At 70.0% G+C, this 16,169-nt stretch carries 16 protein-coding genes and 1 tRNA gene; 11 read left to right on the plus strand and 6 right to left on the minus strand.

Annotation, left to right across the window (positions count from 1 at the left end; all coding sequences use genetic code 11):
* Nucleotides 1-338: 338 nt before the first annotated feature.
* Nucleotides 339-605, plus strand: coding sequence for a hypothetical protein (locus tag DWB77_RS36405; RefSeq protein WP_174248669.1), 267 nt, complete (start codon nucleotides 339-341; stop codon nucleotides 603-605).
* A 169-nt stretch (nucleotides 606-774) separates the two neighbouring features.
* Here the strand turns inward: DWB77_RS36405 and DWB77_RS36410 are convergent, their stop codons facing one another.
* Nucleotides 775-1,134, minus strand: a complete 360-nt coding sequence (locus DWB77_RS36410) for a hypothetical protein (RefSeq protein ID WP_120726934.1) — start codon at nucleotides 1,132-1,134, stop codon at nucleotides 775-777.
* Nucleotides 1,135-1,579: 445 nt separating this feature from the next.
* The gene (locus tag DWB77_RS36420) at nucleotides 1,580-2,590 is read right to left on the minus strand and encodes a GlxA family transcriptional regulator (protein ID WP_120726936.1); all 1,011 of its coding nucleotides are present in this window, start codon (nucleotides 2,588-2,590) and stop codon (nucleotides 1,580-1,582) included.
* A 144-nt stretch (nucleotides 2,591-2,734) separates the two neighbouring features.
* Here DWB77_RS36420 and DWB77_RS36425 point away from each other — a divergent pair, with 144 nt between their 5' ends.
* Both DWB77_RS36425 and DWB77_RS36430 read left to right on the plus strand, forming a co-directional pair.
* On the plus strand, nucleotides 2,735-3,373 hold the full coding sequence (locus DWB77_RS36425; RefSeq protein ID WP_120726938.1) for an HD domain-containing protein: 639 nt from the start codon (nucleotides 2,735-2,737) through the stop codon (nucleotides 3,371-3,373).
* Nucleotides 3,370-3,864 (plus strand): nuclear transport factor 2 family protein, encoded by a 495-nt coding sequence (locus DWB77_RS36430; protein ID WP_120726940.1) that lies wholly within the window; start codon nucleotides 3,370-3,372, stop codon nucleotides 3,862-3,864. The genes DWB77_RS36425 and DWB77_RS36430 overlap by 4 nt, the downstream gene beginning before the upstream one ends.
* Before the next feature lie 78 nt (nucleotides 3,865-3,942).
* On the opposite strand, the gene DWB77_RS36435 is transcribed toward DWB77_RS36430, so the two are convergent.
* Complete coding sequence (locus tag DWB77_RS36435; RefSeq protein WP_120726942.1) at nucleotides 3,943-4,215, minus strand: hypothetical protein; 273 nt, start codon at nucleotides 4,213-4,215, stop codon at nucleotides 3,943-3,945.
* A gap of 863 nt (nucleotides 4,216-5,078) precedes the next feature.
* On the opposite strand from DWB77_RS36435, the gene DWB77_RS36445 reads away from it, so the two are divergent.
* Nucleotides 5,079-5,155: transfer RNA gene (locus tag DWB77_RS36445), tRNA-Trp, on the plus strand.
* A 352-nt stretch (nucleotides 5,156-5,507) separates the two neighbouring features.
* Here the strand turns inward: DWB77_RS36445 and DWB77_RS36455 are convergent.
* The 3 genes from DWB77_RS36455 to DWB77_RS36475 form a co-directional block, all read right to left on the minus strand.
* Nucleotides 5,508-6,242, minus strand: coding sequence for a scabin-related ADP-ribosyltransferase (locus tag DWB77_RS36455; RefSeq protein ID WP_216826890.1), 735 nt, complete (start codon nucleotides 6,240-6,242; stop codon nucleotides 5,508-5,510).
* A 305-nt stretch (nucleotides 6,243-6,547) separates the two neighbouring features.
* Nucleotides 6,548-7,399 (minus strand): hypothetical protein, encoded by an 852-nt coding sequence (locus tag DWB77_RS36465; protein WP_120726948.1) that lies wholly within the window; start codon nucleotides 7,397-7,399, stop codon nucleotides 6,548-6,550.
* Nucleotides 7,400-7,903: 504 nt separating this feature from the next.
* Entirely contained in the window at nucleotides 7,904-8,899 is a 996-nt protein-coding gene (locus DWB77_RS36475; RefSeq protein WP_120726950.1) for an alpha/beta fold hydrolase, read from the minus strand.
* Between the two features lie 115 nt (nucleotides 8,900-9,014).
* On the opposite strand from DWB77_RS36475, the gene DWB77_RS36480 reads away from it, so the two are divergent.
* The 7 genes from DWB77_RS36480 to DWB77_RS36510 all read left to right on the plus strand — a co-directional run bounded on the left by DWB77_RS36480 (nucleotide 9,015) and on the right by DWB77_RS36510 (nucleotide 16,125).
* Nucleotides 9,015-9,605, plus strand: a complete 591-nt coding sequence (locus DWB77_RS36480; protein WP_120726952.1) for a TetR/AcrR family transcriptional regulator — start codon at nucleotides 9,015-9,017, stop codon at nucleotides 9,603-9,605.
* A 95-nt stretch (nucleotides 9,606-9,700) separates the two neighbouring features.
* Entirely contained in the window at nucleotides 9,701-10,465 is a 765-nt protein-coding gene (locus DWB77_RS36485) for an isocitrate lyase/PEP mutase family protein (protein ID WP_120726954.1), read from the plus strand.
* A gap of 168 nt (nucleotides 10,466-10,633) precedes the next feature.
* Nucleotides 10,634-11,893: an NAD(P)/FAD-dependent oxidoreductase gene (locus DWB77_RS36490; RefSeq protein WP_246033772.1), complete on the plus strand. Its 1,260-nt coding sequence runs from the start codon at nucleotides 10,634-10,636 to the stop codon at nucleotides 11,891-11,893.
* Nucleotides 11,887-12,660 carry a DUF1365 domain-containing protein gene (locus DWB77_RS36495; RefSeq protein ID WP_120728649.1) on the plus strand — a complete coding sequence of 258 codons (774 nt, stop codon included), beginning with the start codon at nucleotides 11,887-11,889 and terminating at the stop codon, nucleotides 12,658-12,660. The genes DWB77_RS36490 and DWB77_RS36495 overlap by 7 nt, the downstream gene beginning before the upstream one ends.
* Nucleotides 12,657-13,934 (plus strand): class I SAM-dependent methyltransferase, encoded by a 1,278-nt coding sequence (locus DWB77_RS36500; protein WP_428985178.1) that lies wholly within the window; start codon nucleotides 12,657-12,659, stop codon nucleotides 13,932-13,934. The genes DWB77_RS36495 and DWB77_RS36500 overlap by 4 nt, the downstream gene beginning before the upstream one ends.
* On the plus strand, nucleotides 13,931-15,301 hold the full coding sequence (locus DWB77_RS36505; RefSeq protein WP_120726956.1) for an SAM-dependent methyltransferase: 1,371 nt from the start codon (nucleotides 13,931-13,933) through the stop codon (nucleotides 15,299-15,301). Before DWB77_RS36500 ends, DWB77_RS36505 begins: the two co-directional genes overlap by 4 nt.
* A complete protein-coding gene (locus DWB77_RS36510; protein WP_120726958.1) occupies nucleotides 15,298-16,125 on the plus strand; it encodes a DUF1295 domain-containing protein in 828 nt (275 codons plus the stop codon). Before DWB77_RS36505 ends, DWB77_RS36510 begins: the two co-directional genes overlap by 4 nt.
* Nucleotides 16,126-16,169 lie beyond the last annotated feature (44 nt).

Consider the following 16,169-nt stretch of genomic DNA (forward strand, 5'->3'; position numbering starts at 1 on the left):
GGACGGTGCGCCGCCCTCCGGGCAAGCCGCAGCGAGGAGACCGAGCAGGTCTCCTGGGCCCTGCGGTGCCCGGGCGGGCGGAGGCCGCGAGAGTGGGCGGGAGGTTTCCGTTCGCCCCGGCGTCCTGCCGGGGAGAACCGTCGCGGCCGAGCTGACCGAGGTGGGCGGCGGGCCAAGGTGGTGAGGAAACGGTCTCCGCGGGGCAGGCCTCGACATGGGGGACGCGCCGGGTCGTCCCCTACGGATGCCCGCCGGTGAGACAGACTCCGCTCCGGCGAGGGGCGGTGGACGGGGCAGCCCGTCGGCTTCTCGCCCACCCCGAAGGGGGACACGCTCACGTGAAGTACATCGAGACTCAACCACTGCCGTCGCTCGGGCACGCCGAGGTACGGATCATCGCCCACACGCCCGAGGCCGCCCGAGCGGTCGCGGAGGCCCTGCGCGGTTGCTTCGCCGGAACGGAACAACGCAGCTATCCCGGTGTCGGCGGCGACACCCGTCTGCACCTCACCGTAAACACCGAGGCACCCGCCGGGCCCGCCCGCTCCTGGCTGGACACCAGCCGGGCCCCCGCCGGGACCGGCGCGCACTCCGACGAGACGTGAGAGCCCGCGAGTGCCCCGGAACCGTCTACTCGGCATCACCGGAGCACAGCTATGGCGCGACCTCCCCGCCCCCGAACATGCCCCGGCCACCGCCTGCTCCCATCTGGCGGGCGATGTCCTGATCATCGTCGACTGGGCCCTGGCAACGCTCCTGCGATGGTCGCCGCCGTCATTGATCGGGGCTGTTGAGCAGGAGCGTGATCGGCTGATCTTCGGTGACGCTGGTTCCGGCCGCGGGTTTCGTTCCTGTGACGAGCCAGTCGGTGTCGCTCGTGGGGTCTTGGAGGGCATCGTGGCCGTCGGGCGCGACTGCCGCCGTGATGTTGAAGCAGCGGAGTGGACCGTCGACGGCGTCGGCTAGTGGCGTGCCCGTGACCGGCGGGAGGGACTGTGGCCACTTCTTGCCGGTGCAGGCCGTTCCTGGGCTGGCCTCTCCGACGGTCTTGGCCGGCGCCGGTTCCGGGCTGCTGCCGCATCCGGCGAGGAGCAGGCCCGCGACGATGAGGACGACTGTGCGGGTGTGGTTCACGGGGTCCCCCTGAGCGGGAAGGGCACCATCCGGTCGCCGAACGACCGTACTGGCGGCGGGTGTTGCTGATCGGTGACCCTATCGTCCGTCGCTCCGCCCGTTGTTGGCGGCGTCAGCTTTGGTGCGCATCTCGCCGGTGGAGTGACGATTGCCTGGAGGCGGGGGGCCACTCCACGGTACGTGCCCAGCCTGCACCCGCCGACTGGACCGAGTCGTGCCGAGCGCGTTCGTTCAACGGAACGGACCCGGTCCCTGCCGGCCGACGCGCTGATGGTGCTCGCGGCGGTTCCGGCCCAGGCCGAGCCCGTGCCCGTGTTCCCGCCAGGGTCCTCAAGGGCGAGTCCCACGCGCTCGACGACGGCACCCGCTCGTCCACCTACGTCGCCTCGGCCCGAACTGCCCTCCGCTCGACCTTTCGGCCTTGGTGGGGCGGCCCATTCGTCGGTCACCACTGCGACCCGGTCGGAGATCCGCGCCCACTGCCGCTCGGATCCGTCGTGCGGAATCGCGCACGGTACGCCGAGGGTGTCACCCCCAAGTGACGCAGGAACACCCGGCGCAGGGTCTCGTCGCTGCCCAGACCGCTGAGGTGGGCCGCCTTCGTGACCGTCGCGCCCGCGTCGAGGAGCGTCTGGGCTGCTTCGAGGCGCATCGACTCGACGTATGCGCCGGGTGTGTCGCCGACCTCCTCGTTGAAGAGCCGGGTCAGATGGCGGGCGCTGAGGCCTGCCCGGCGGGCGAGTTCGGGCAGGGAGTGGTCCGCCGCGGGGTCTGCGGCGATGGATCGCAGGAGTGCGGTGAGCGCGCTGTGGCGTGGCGCGGGGGTGCGGGCGGCGACGGAGAACTGCGACTGTCCGCCGGGGCGTTGGAGAAAGACCACGAGGTCACGGGCGACTTCACGGGCCAGGTCGGGGCCCTCGTCGGCTTCGACGAGGGCCAGGGCGAGGTCGAGCCCGGCGCTCACTCCGGCCGAGGTGTAGATCCGCCCGTCCCGTACGAAGATCGCGTCGTCGTCCACCTCGATGTCGGGGTGGCGTCGCGTAAGCGTGGCGGCGTGCCGCCAGTGGGTGGTGCCGCGTCGGCCGCGCAGCAGTCCTGCTTCGGCGAGCGCGAAGGCGCCGGTACAGACGGATGCGGTCCGCCAGGACGCGGAGTGGAGGGTCAGGACGGCGTCCAGGAGGAGGGCCGGCACCTCCCTGGGGAGTCCGGGGGATCCCGGGACGATCAGGGTGTGGACCCGTTCCACCTGTTCGCCGACTGGATCCGTGAGCAGCCGGGTCCCGGCCGAAGTGGTGACCGGGCCTCCGTCGGGGGACAGCAGGGTCACCGCGTAGCGGGCACCGAGGGTTGCCGCCGTGCTGAATACCTCCAGCGGAGCCGTGACGTCGAGCAGACGCACACCGTCGTACGCGAGAACGGCCACGGCACGAGGGAGGGGGCTTTCGCGCGTACTCATGTCTCCAGGTTAGCGCCGTGGCATGTCCATATGTGTGGGATTACTGTCCTGAAGGACATGGCGCGCGCGTACGCGTGGGCGGCAGGCTGAGGGCAACACGGCGGCGACGCCGACCGCACCGCCGCACCCGACGAGGAGCCGATCGTGACCACACGTATCGCCGATATCGAGATCCCCGACAGCACACTCGCCAAGGAGGCGACCGAGCTCATTCGCGACACCGCGGGCGAGCTGCTGTACGACCACTCGCGCCGCGTCTTCCTCTTCGGAGCGCTGCGCGGCCGTCGACGCGGCCTGACCTTCGGCCCCGAACTCCTCTACGTGGCAGCGCTGTTCCACGACCTGGGCCTGACGGAGAAGTACGCCACGTCCCGGCAGCGCTTCGAGATCGACGGCGCGGACGCCGCCCGCGACTTCCTGCTGCGGCACGGCCTCGCGCCAGAGCAGACACATATCGCCTGGCGGGCGATCGCCCTCCACACCACTCCGGAGATCCCGTACCGGATGGAGCCGGAGGTCGCACTGGTCACCGCGGGCGTCGAAGTCGACGTCCTCGGACTCGGTTTCGACGAGGTCGGCGACGCGCAGCGGGACGCGGTCGTCGCCGCCCATCCGCGGCCGGACTTCAAGCGGCGGATACTCGCGGCGTTCACCGAGGGCATCGCGCACCGCCCCGACACCGCGTTCGGCAACGTCAAGGCCGACGTACTCAGCCGCTTCTCGCCGGGCTTCGTGCGCACCGACTTCGTGTCTGTCATCGAGGGCTCGGAGTGGTCCGAATGAGCTCTCTCCGGGAAACTCCGACGGGGCAGAGCCGCCAAGTGCGCCCTCCCGTACCACCGTTCACCGAAGCCGACGCACGCACCAAAGTGCAGGCGGCCGAGGACGCGTGGAACACCCGTGACCCCGAACGGGTCGCGCTCGCCTACTCCGAGGACTCGGTGTGGCGCAACCGCGACTCCTTCGTGACCGGGCGGGCGGAGATCCGCACCTTCCTCGCCCGGAAGTGGCGCCGAGAGCTCGATTACGCACTGCGCAAGGGGCTCTGGTCCTACGGGGACGACCGGATCGCTGTCCGCTTCCAGTACGAGTGGCGCGACGCGGTCGGCGGGCACTGGCGCTCGTACGGCAACGAACTGTGGCAGTTCGACGCACAGGGCCTGATGCGGCGGCGAGAGGCAAGCATCAACGACGTACCCATCCGGGCGCAGGACCGTCGCATCCTGGGCCCGCGGCCACCGGAGGCGTTCGGGGAGGCGCTCCCTCTGGAGTGATGCGCTAGTTGCCTCTCACGCGGTCTGGTTCGCCGAGCGGCGCCCCGCGCACCGTGAGCTGTCCGTGCGGCTGCTGGGTCAGTTCGGCGGATTCGATGTCGTGCTCGCGGGGTGGCCGCAGATCACATACACCAGCCGCCAGAGAACCCAGCCGGTCGCTGGAACCGCGGCCAAGGCGAAGAGCCACAGGATGGTGACTACCGCGAGCTGAACTCCCCCGAGGCGACCATGGCCGTAGAAGTGCATGGCTGACCAGATGACGGCGGCGCCGGCGACTGCGGGGAAGGCCAGCCACAGGCCCGTCAACCGCACGGCCTTATGACCGCGGTACTGGCTTGCCCTGTCACCCAACCATGGCTCCCAGCCCAAGCCCCCTGGGACTCGCGGGCTGAGTTCGGTCGCGATGTATTGCGCGGCAAGGAAGGACTAGTGCAGTTGAGCGGCATACCTAGTGCCCAACAGGTAGGAACTGAAGGGGATGATCACCAAGAACCCCAGTCTGCTGGGGGCAGCCGCTGCAAAGCCGAAGACGGCGGCCGCTGTGGTGAGCTGTAGCCCCAGAAGAGCGTGAGACGCGGTGCTGCGCCGCTCGATCTCCTGACGCAGAGCGGTGAACTCTGCCAGTGGACCCTCGTGCCCTGAAGACGGTGTACCCCCCATGGCTGGAGTCTCCCCCTTGCTGAGGGTCAGGGGAACCCACCTGCTCAGTTCTGTTCCTGCCAGGCTTGCTGAGACAGCACCCGGTAATTCACCCGCCCAGGCCCACGTCACCCGAGGCTCCCGGCATCCCGATGTCTTGACTGGACTGGTCGCCGCAGGTCAAAGCCCGGCTTTGGAAGCCGATCATGTGCGACGGGACAGCGAGCCACACCCGGGGCGCCACGGCCCTGTCACGCCGCGGGCGCGGTGGCCACGCCGAGAGTGTGCCCCCGGACTTTCCTGGCCCGGCGGGTGCCCCTCGCCGGTGCCGTCCGGGCCCGCGGGCACGTCCGGTTCGCCCGGTCAACCCGGCGACCGCCATGCCGAGCCCCCCGGCCACTCTGGCTGCGAGCGGTCCAGGAGCGGTCACTGGCTCCTCAACTGTCCTGACTTGCACCGTACGTGGGCGTCAGAACGGTCTCAGCGCCGAAAGCGAGGGTCGGGGCGTGCTCGGGGCTGTGCGGGAAATGCGGTGGAGGTTGGTGCGGTGTGCGTGACAGAGTGGGCCTTGTTGAAGGGGTGTAGCTCAGTTGGCCAGAGCGCCGGTCTCCAAAACCGGATGCCGCAGGTTCGATTCCTGCCACCCCTGCCATCTCTACCCTCCAGGGCACCGTCGTTTCCGTCCGGCTCGGCACGCGGCGCGGGCCCGACGGCGAGACGCTCCGCGAGCGGTACGGGCGGTTCACGCCCAGGCTCTGGTTCAAGGAGCTGCGGCGGTTGCTGGAGCGGCGCGTTCGGGCTGCTCGCCTGCAACGCCCTTCCAGCCGGAACCTACGCCGACACAGCCCTGGACGCCATGACGCTAGCCGTGCTCGGCATTGTGCTGCTCCACGGCGGCGGTTCCATGTCGCGCACCCCGCACTGGTGAGGCCCTCGTCGGCAGGTGTCGGCGGGGCCTCTGCGTTCGGGCGGACGGCCCCGAGGGGCCGGACCGGCGAGTCGCGTCAGTGAGCCGCGGCGAGTGCGGCGGCGTCCACCGCGTCGGGTGCGAAGTCGGCGTTCTCCTTGCAGCCGAGGTTTTCGTAGTCGTTGACCTTGGTCTGCGGGTCCGTGTAGGTCAGTCGGAACTTGCAGGCCCCCTTGATGTAGCGGCCCTTGACTCCGCCGGGGAAGTCGATTTCTTTGTTCCAGAGGTAGGGCGAGGTGTAGTTGTTCAGGTGGGCGGTGGCGTTCACGTCGATGCCGCCGGGCGCGTGGATCTCATAGACCCAGCCGGTCTTCGCGCTGCCGTACGTCGCGAACTTCTGGGCCACCCACTTCTCACAACTGGTGCTGAGGTGCGCGCTGTTCTGGCCGCCGCCCTTGACGATGTAGTCGGCGAGCGGGATGACCTCCTCGCCCCTGGGCGTGAAGCCGGTCGCGAAGATCTCGTCCACGGTCTCCCGGGTGTCGCCGCGCCACAAGGTGTTGGTGTCCGTGCGCCACTGCCACCGCTCGGCCGTCGCGGTTTCGTTGACGGGGCGGGCAAGTGAGGGGTTGGTCGTCGTACGCCACCAGTCCCAGGCGCGGTACTCGACCGTCGGCCCGCAGGGCGCGGTGAGCGGGTCGTCGTGGACGACCGCTGCGGTGGTGGGGGAGACGGTGGTGGCGACGGCGGCCGTGGCGAGGGAGACGGCGGTGGCGGAGCCGAGGGAGGCGAGCGATACGGCGGCGAGCACACGAAGAGCGGTCTGGAGCATGGTGAGGACCCATCAGTCGATCAATGTGACGGGCCCCTTTATAGGTGCGGGCACTGGCCCCGGCGGGGGGTGTTGTGGCGGGTTCACCCACATGGGCGGATCAGTCGTACTGGGGACAAAATCCGCCGCATCCGCCATGCCACCCACCGCCGGAGTGGGGCCAGCTGCCGCCGCTCGCCTCGGCCGGTCCCTGCCTCCAGCTCCCGGTGGGTGCGCCGCCCCCGGCTTCCGAGCTTTACCTGGCCCCCAGTCACACCTCAACTAGGACGGCGTCGGCGGCCAGGGCACACACGACGGTGATCGGGTCAGCCCTTGGTGAGGGCAGCCATGTACTCGTCCCAGGTGAGGACGGCGGAAGCGGGCGGGGCCTCTTCCTTGGGGGCGATGCCGTAGTCGGAGTACTCCTCGGTCACGACCTCGTCGCCGTGCTTGCCCTTGCCGTGTTCCTGGGACTTCAGGACGAGGTCGTCCTTGCCGACCCATACGTCGACGACGACCTGGCTTTCGCCGGCGTCCTTGGCGCTCAGGACGTACTCGTCGCGGTCGGCGTGGTTCATCGCCGGCCCCTCGTACGTGGCGAGTTCGGACAGGACGACGGTGGCGCTGTAGTGGTCGGCAGGATGGCCGCCGACAGGCTCGCTTCCGACCCACTTCGTGGAGCTGGTGGCACCGAGCGCGCCGAGTCGGCCGGGCAGGAGCCCCTCGACCCGGTTCGGGTCCTTCCCCGCCTGGGTCTCGATCTTGAACCAGCTCTTGCCGGTCGTGGGCACCTTGTCGGTCTTGGTGTAGACGGCCCCGCCGGTGACGATGGAGTACGACTCCCTGTCCGTGGCACCCGGCTTCTTCTCGGTGGACTTGACCACCGTGAGCGGCACCGGCTTCTTGCGCCAGGCCTGCTCGGAACGCTTCTCGCCCTCGGAGTTCTTGGTCGTCTGGTCAATCTTGTACGCCGTCACGCCGGCGGTCTTCTTGGCCGCAGCCGCGATCACGCTCTTTGCGTCGCTGCGTTCCGCGCTCTTGGGCGCGCTGCTCGCCGTTCCCCCGGCGCCCTTCTGGCCGCCGGCGCTCTTGCTGTCGTCCCCGCCGCCGCAGGCCGTCAGGCCCACAGCGAGTACCGCGCCGAGAAACGGTACGGCGTACTTTTTCGCAGTCCCCACCACTTTTTACCTTTGCTCGCTTTTGCAAAACCTTGGCGAGGTTACCTGGCGGCGATCTTCGGGGCGAACGAGTTCCTGCGGCCACAGGGCTCTGGAGGCGGGCCTCCGTGAATCAGCGAGCCGAAGGTATCTGTTGTGCGGACACGACGGCACCCTGTCGACGGAACTCACACCGCCCCTGTCGACGAGTCCGGTACGCCGGGTGCTCGGCACGACGGTCCACACCGACCCGCAGGAACAGGAGGCGGAGTTACCGGCCTCACTGATCCTCCAGCGCGCGATCTGGTCCCGGCCGCAACGGGCTGCGCGGGTGGAAGGAGTGCCAGGGTGCGAGGCAACGCAACTCGCCGCCCTGGCAGGGGAGTTGAGGGCCCCACGGCTTTGCCCGCTGAGCGACACGTAAGTATGAGCTGGGCGCTGCGGCCGAGGCGAGGTAAGTGCGGCTGACCGGTGTATGCGCGCCCGGGGGGTACGGACGGCCCTATCACCCCTCGCGCCTTGGCCCTACGCGGTCTGGCTGGTGGCGGACGGTTGGGTGTCGCGCCGTGCCCCGATGGGCTCGGACTCGTAGACGATGAATGTGGTCAACACATCCACGATTGCGGCAGGTTGCTCGTCCGGAATGAAGTGTCCGGCGTGCGGGATGACGACTCCAGTGGCGTTCTCCACCCACGGGCTGATGGACGCGGCCATGTCGGGGATGGAGCCGTGGGAGCTGGAGATGCCGAGAACGGGGAGGGTCGGGTGCCCTTGGGTGAGGGCGTCGTGGTTCTTGCGTGCTGATTCCGCGGCGTCGCGGTAGTAGGCCAGTGACGCCGAGAGGCCTCCCTCGGCCGCGATGGCGGCTGCGTAGTGGTTGATCTCGGCGTCGTCGAAGGCGGTCGGGGAGAGTGCCTTGGCCTTCAGGAACCAGCCGACGTATTCACGCTCGCGCCCCCTGAGCAGGGCTTCCGGCAGCTCGGGTACGAGGTGGAAGGCGAAGTGCCAGGTCTTCCAGGCCCGGGCGGGGTCCAATGGGACGGCGTCCGGGAGGGTGACCCCCGGAATGCCGGCATCGAGCAGAGCGACACCATGCAGGCGCTCCTCACACCGCAGCGCCAGCGAGAAGGCGACCCAGGCTCCGATGTCGTGGGCGACGAGCCAGTACTTCGGCACATCGAGCGCGGTGAGGGCGGCCTCGACGTGGGAGGCGACCGTGTGCGTGTCGTAGCTGCCCCCTGGGCGCTCGGAGTGGCCCTGTCCCGGCAGGTCGATCGCGATCACGTGGAATCGCTCGGCAAGACCCGGCATCACCTTCCGCCAGGCCCACCAGGTCTGCGGGAACCCCGCGAGCAGGACGACGGTGGGCCCGTCCGTCCGGCCCCCTTCGACGGCGTGCAGCCGAATTCCCCCCGCGTCGACCCAGCGGTGAGTGAATCCTGCAAGCTCGTGCAGCGGCAACTCGGGAAGCGGGTTCTCGCCGCAGGAGCGGCTCAAGGTCATGGCGTCGTCGTCGGTCATGCCGCAACCCTATGGCATCTTGTACCGATCGGTTCAAGATAATCTGAACCAGGCCAGGACGACTGGACTGGCCGACTGGTAAGGGAATTTGGCAGGGGAACGAGGTGCGGGTGGTATGGCCGGGAAGAAGCAGTTCGACGTGGGCGTCGCGCTGGACGCGGCGATGCTCCAGTTCTGGCGCGCCGGTTACGCCGACACGTCTCTGGACGACCTCACCAGGGCGACCGGACTGAACCGCAGTTCCCTCTACTCCTCGTTCGGCGACAAGAACGCGCTCTACCTGCGCTGCCTGGACCGCTACGCCGAGCGCTACGGAACCAAGTACGACCAGGCGCTCGCGGACGCGTCCGAGGACTTGCTGGGCGCTGTACGGGCATTCTTCGCGGTCACCCTGGAACGCATCGCCGACCCGGACGTCCCGGACGGCTGTCTGATCGCCCAGACGGCCATGACGACCCCGGTGCTCAGCCCGGCCGTCGCCGCCCGCGCGAAGGAAGCGCTGCGCCTCCAGCGTGCGCGGTTGCGGAGCGCCTTGAGCGCCGCAGGGCTGCCCGAGAGCGATGCGGACTCCTTCGCCGTCCACCTCGCGGCCGTGAACCAGTCGCTGGCCGTGCTGAGCAGGATCGGCGAGAGCCGGGAGCAGCTCCGTACGGTCGTCGACGTCAGCTTGGGCGCGCTCTCGCATGCCTTGCGCGACCGCACCTGACCTCGTCTGCGATCTGGACCAAGGCGGCGGCGCTTCGGGCGCACGGAGCCGGATGTGCGCCGTATTCGTGGTTGATCGGGGGTAGCGTCCAGGACATGGACTCTCGAACCACCACCGTTGAACGTGCCCGTCGCCTCGCCCAGTTGCACGTCGAGCACAAGCCGCTCGTGCTGCCCACCGTCTGGGACGCCTGGTCCGCACGGACCGCCGCCGAAGCCGGGTTCCCCGCGCTCACGATCGGCAGTCATCCGCTCGCCGACTCCAGGGGCGCCGACGACCACGAGGGACAGACCTTCGAGGAGGTGCTCGCTGCCGTCAGGCCGATCGTCGCGGCCGTCGAGATCCCCGTCTCCGTGGACCTGGAGGCCGGCTACGGACAGAAGCCCGCGGATCTCGTGGCCGGTCTCATCGACGTCGGCGGCGCGGGGCTCAACATCGAGGACACCGTCCACTCGGAGGGCGGGCGCGTGCGCACCACGCAGGAGCACGCGAGCTACATCGCCGGGCTGCGCGCGGCTGCCGATGACGCGGGCGTACCGATCTGGATCAACGGGCGCACCGACCTCTTCCTCCACGCCCAGGACGCTTCCGCGGTCCTGGACGAGGCGATCGAGCGGCTGAAGGCCATGGAGCGGGCAGGCGCCGACAGCGTCTACCCGGTCGCCATTCAGGACGACGACGACCTGCTCGCGGCGGTGATCGGCGCCGTCAGGGTTCCGGTGAATTCCACGGCTCACCCCGTCAACCACGATCTCGAACGCTTCCATCGGCTCGGCGTCGGTCGGATCACCTACGGCCCCCTGCTGCAAATCGCCTTGACGGACTCGATGAAGGACATGCTCCGCGCGTGGGCGACCTGAACCGCCACCTGAGTGGCTGACCGGAACGGCGGCCTCGCCGCGACGGGGTACCCACCCGTACCAAGCAGACCCTGACTTTCTCGCCCCCTTCGCCGACCAATCCAAAGCCCGCCCCGCACCGAACCACTGAGGAGCCGGTGCCGTACGAGGGCTTTGGAGGAGGCGAAGGTGGAACGGCGGAGGATAGCCGTGGTGGGCGGCGGGGTGGCGGGGCTGACCGCGGCCTATGTGTTGCAGCGGGCCTGCGACGTGACGTTGTACGAGGCGGACGACCGTCTCGGCGGGCACGCGCACACCCACGACGTGGCCGACGGCGGGGCGGCCCTGCGAGTCGACAGTGGCTTCATCGTGCACAACGAACGTACCTATCCGCTGCTGCTGCGGTTGTTCCGCGAACTCGGGGTGTCCACCCAGGACGCCGAGATGAGCATGTCGGTGCGGTGCGACGGTTGTGGGCTTCAGTACGCCGGTGCCCGCGGTCCCGCGGGGCTGTTCGCTCAGCCGCGCAGCCTGGTGCGGGGCCGCTATCTGCGGATGCTCGGCCAGGTGCCCGCGTTCCATCGTGCCGCGCGCGCTGCTCTGGTCTCGGACCGCGAGGGTGATCTGTCGCTGGGGGAGTTTCTGGCCGACGGCGGCTTCACCCCGTACTTCGTGCACCATTTCGTCACCCCCTTGGTGTCCGCGGTGTGGTCGTGCGCCCCGGAGATCGCCATGCGCTATCCCGCCACCTACCTGTTCCGCTTCCTGGCCCACCACGGGATGCTGTCGGTCCGAGGGGCGCCGCAGTGGAGGACGGTGACCGGAGGCTCCGTCGAATACGTCAATCGGGTCGCCAAACAGCTGACCGCCGTCCACACCGCCACCCCGGTGCGGGCGGTGCGGCGCGAACCGGGCCGCGCCCGGGTCGTCACCGGGGACGGCGGGGAGTTCGCGTACGACGCGGTGGTCATCGCCGTCCACCCCGACCAGGCGCTGCGTCTCCTCGCCGACCCCACCCCCGAGGAGCGGCGGGTCCTGGGCGCCTTCCGGTACTCGCGCAACGACACGGTGCTGCACACCGACGCCACACTGCTGCCCAGCGCCCGCGGGGCCAGGGCATCCTGGAACTACCTGATGCCGTCCTGCTCGTCCCCTGCGGACAAGGTGCGGGTCAGCTACGACATGAGCCGGCTGCAACGCCTTGAATCCCGCCAGCCGTACATCGTCACCCTCAACGCCGCCGAACGGGTCCGCCCGGAACGGGTGTTGGCCCGGATGACCTATGAACACCCCGTCTACACAAGGGAGTCGGTGTCCGCGCAGCGGCGCCTGCCCGGACTCGACACCTCCACGACGGTGTACGCGGGCGCCTATCACGGCTGGGGGTTCCACGAGGACGGCTGTCGGTCGGGCGTGCGGGCCGCCGCAGCCCTGGGGGTGACATGGTGACCGCCTCGACCGTCTCGACCCCCGCTCCGGTGCGCGCCCGGCAGGTCCCGGCGCTCTACGAATGCGTCGTTTCGCACGCCCGGACCGCTCCCCTGCGGCACGCCTTCCAGCACCGCACCTACATGTGGCTGATCGACATCGACGACGTGCCCGTCCTGCCGCGCGCGCTGCGGCCCCTGGCCCGTTTCGAGGCCCGCGATCACTTCGGCGGGGCGGACCGCTCGCTGCGGGCCGGCCTCGAAGGCTTTCTCGCGGCACGCGGAGTGCGCCTGGACGGCGGCCGGGTCCTCATGCTCGCCCACGCGCGCGTCCTGGGCTATGTGTTCAACCCACTCACCCTGTACTGGTGTCACGGGCCGCACGGGGACCTGGTCGCGGTGGTCGCCGAGGTGCACAACACCTACGGCGAACGCCACTGCTATCTGCTGCGCCCCGATGCTCGGGGGCTGGCCGTGGTGCCCAAGGAGTTCTACGTCTCGCCGTTCTTTCCCGTGGACGGCACGTATCGGATGCGCGTACCCGAACCGTCCGAACGACTGGACGTGAGCGTCCAGTTGCGCAGGGGCGCCGAGCGTCCGTTCACCGCCACCCTGCGGGGCGCCCGTAGGCCGGCCACGACCGGTGGGGTGCTGGCCGCTGCGCTGCGCCACCCGTGGTCGACCGCCGCCGTCAGCGCGGGGATCCGCAGGCACGGACTGTGGCTGTTCCTGCGCCGCCTGCCCGTCCGTCCCCGACCCAGCCACTGCCTCCAGGAGGGCATGAAGTGAAGGCCGCAGTCTCATCCCCCGACAGCCCGAGCAGGACGGCCACGACGCCACCGGGCGTGGACGCCTCCCGGTGGCCGGGCGTGGCCACAGTTCCGCACAGTTCACTGCTCCGTACGGAAGTGGCCTCACGGGTCGTTCGCCGGGCGCTGGGGCGCCTGCCGTTGCGTGTCGCGCTGGGCGGCGCACCGCTCACCGGAGACCAGGGGCCCGTGGTCAGGGTGCGTGACCCGCGGGCGTTCTTCCGCCGCATCGGCGTCGACGGCCTGATCGGCTTCGGCGAGTCCTACATGGCGGGGGAGTGGGACACCGACGACCTGGTGGGTGTCCTCACCGTGCTGGCCTCGCACGTCTCCTCACTCGTACCGCGCCCCTTGCAGCAACTGCGCGGACTGTGGGCGCACCGCCAGCCGGCCGCCGAACGCAACAGCCCGCAGGGCGCGCGGACCAACGTCCAGCGCCACTACGACCTGTCCAACGCGTTGTTCGCGCTGTTCCTCGACGAGACCATGACGTACTCCGCCGGAGTCTTCCGCAGCTTCCCCGCCCCCTGGTCCGCGCTGGCCGAGGCGCAGCGCCGGAAGATCGACCGGCTGCTCGACGCCGCCCGTGTCGGAGAGGGCACCAGGCTCCTGGAGATCGGCACCGGCTGGGGCGAACTGGCGCTGCGCGCAGCCGCCCGCGGCGCGCACGTCACGACGGTGACCCTCTCCCGTGAACAGCGGGCCCACGCCGTCGCACGCATCGCGGAAGCCGGGCACGCGGGCCGGGTCTCGGTCGAGCTGTGCGACTACCGCCAGGTGCGGGGCGAGTTCGACGCGATCGTCAGCGTGGAGATGGTCGAAGCGGTGGGGGAGGAGTACTGGCCGGTCTACTTCGACACCCTGTCGGGCCTGCTCACCCCGGGCGGCCGGATCGCGTTGCAGGCCATCACGATGCCGCACGACCGCATGCTGGCCACCCGCGGCACCTACACCTGGATCCACAAGTACATCTTTCCCGGAGGCATCATCCCGTCCGTCGAAGCCCTCGGGGACGCCGCGGCGCCGGCCGGACTGAGGACGGTGTCCGACGAGGCGTTCGGCCCGCACTACGCCGAGACCCTGCGGCTGTGGCGCGAGCGCTTCGCCGAGCGGCACGAGGACGTCCAACTCCTCGGCTTCGACGCCACGTTCACCAGGATGTGGGAGTTCTATCTCGCCTACTCCGAAGCCGGGTTCAGAGCCCGCTACCTCGATGTGCACCACCTTGTGATGGCCAAGGCAGGCGCACGATGACGGGCATCGCGCCTCGCCTCGCCGAGGCCGTCCGGGCCTACACCGGCGGAGCGCTGCCGGTACGGCTGCGCGCCTGGGACGGGACCGAGGCCGGCCCCCAGGGCGCGCCGGTCGTCGTACTGCGGTCACCGCTCGCCCTGCGCCGCCTGCTGTGGGAGCCGGGCGAACTCGGCCTGGCCCAGGCCTACATCGCGGGCGACCTCGACGTGGAGGGTGACGTGGGCGCGGCGCTGAGCACGGTGTGGCGTTCGGTCCGGGCACGCGGAGCACGGCCCGCATCACGGCCCCATCGCCCGCCCCTGCGCAGCCACGTGACCGCCGCCCTCACCGCACTGCGCTGCGGCGCGGTCGGCCCGCGCCCGCCCGCACCCCACGCGCCGCAGGCCCGCCTGCGGGGCCAACCGCACAGCACCGACCGGGACCGCGCCGCGATCAGCCACCACTACGACCTCTCCAACGACTGGTACGCGCTGCTCCTGGACGAGTCCATGGCTTACTCGTGCGGCTACTGGACACACCCCGACGACCCCGACTACGGACTGGCCGAGGCCCAGCGCGACAAGCTCGAACTGATCTGCCGCAAGCTGGCCTTGGCACCCGGGGCGCGACTGCTGGACGTGGGCTGCGGCTGGGGAAGCCTGTCCCTGTACGCGGCACGCCACTACAAGGCCCGCGTCACCGCGGTCACCCTCTCGCGGGAACAGCACGACTTCGTCGCCGCGCGCATTCACGAACAAGGCCTCGACGACCTCGTCGAGGTCCACCTCCGGCACTACCGGCACATCACCGGCGCGGACTACGACGCCATCTGCGCGATCGAGATGGGCGAACACGTCGGCGACGCCCACTATCCCGGATTCGCCCGTCGCCTGCACACCTTGCTGCGCCCCGCCGGACGCCTCCTGATCCAGCAGATGTCACGCACCGGGAACGCCCCCGGCGGAGGCGCGTTCATCGAGTCCTACATCGCCCCCGACATGCACATGCGGCCCCTGGGCGAGACCATCACCCTGCTCGAAGGCGCGGGTCTGGAGGTGTGGGCCGTGGAGTCGTTGCGCGAGCACTACGTCCGCACCATCGCCGCCTGGCACGCCACTTTGGAGGCACGCTGGGCGGAGTTCGTCGCCCTGGCCGGGCAGGAGACGGCCCGCGTCTGGCGGCTCTACCTGGCCGGCGGCGGCCTGGCGTTCGCCGAACGCCGCATGGGCGTCGACCAGCTCCTCGCCGTACGCCCCGGCACGGACGGGACGGCCACGCTGACACCTGGCCCGGCGGACTGGTACCGATCCGTACGCCCGGGCACGGAAGGCGCGGCCACCATGGCGCCCGACCCGGCCGACCGGTATCGACAGGAAGGCATGTCATGACGGGTTTCCCCTGGCACACCTTCGCCACCAACCTGCCCCTGACGGCCCTCGCGGTGCTCGCCGTCCTCCTGGTCACCTTCGCCATCGCTCTGGCCGTCGGCATGCACCGCGTGGTGGACATCGCGTGGGGCATCGGATTCACCGCCGTCGCCGTCGTCGCGTACACCGTCCCGGCAGGCCACGGCGACGAAACGCGACGCCTCCTGGTGACCCTCGTGACGGCGATCTGGGGGCTGCGCCTGGCCGCACACATCGCTTGGCGTGGGCGCGGACACGGCGAGGATCCGCGCTACGAGCGCATGCTCAACAAGGCGCCCGGCAGCCGGAACGCGTACGCCCTGCGCATGGTCTACCTCCTCCAAGGCGGCCTGATCTGGCTGATCTCGCTGCCCGTTCAAGCCGCCCAGTTCACCCCCGGCCCGCTCGGCGTCGCCGACGTGATCGGAGGCGTGCTGTGGGCGGCGGGACTGGTCTTCGAGTCGGTGGGCGACTTCCAACTCGCCCGGTTCAAGGCCGACCCCGCACACCACGGCCGGATCATGGACCGAGGCCTGTGGGCGTGGACCCGCCACCCCAATTATTTCGGGGACTTCCTCGTCTGGTGGGGCCTGTTCGCCCTGGCCTGCGGCACCTGGCAGTCGGCCGTGGTCAGCCTCGTCTCACCTCTGCTCATGTCGTTCCTCCTCACCCGCGGCAGCGGAAAGCATCTTCTGGAACAACACATGAAGGACCGCCCCGGCTACACCGCGTACGCGGCCCGCACCAGCGGCTTCCTCCCCCTCCCACCGCGTCGGCGCCCCACCTCGACGGCGGCACGACCATGACCGCCTCCCGCGCATACGGAGACGCCACGACAGCCGGCGCGCAC

The organism is Streptomyces hundungensis, from assembly GCF_003627815.1.
GTDB classification, from domain to species: domain Bacteria; phylum Actinomycetota; class Actinomycetes; order Streptomycetales; family Streptomycetaceae; genus Streptomyces; species Streptomyces hundungensis_A.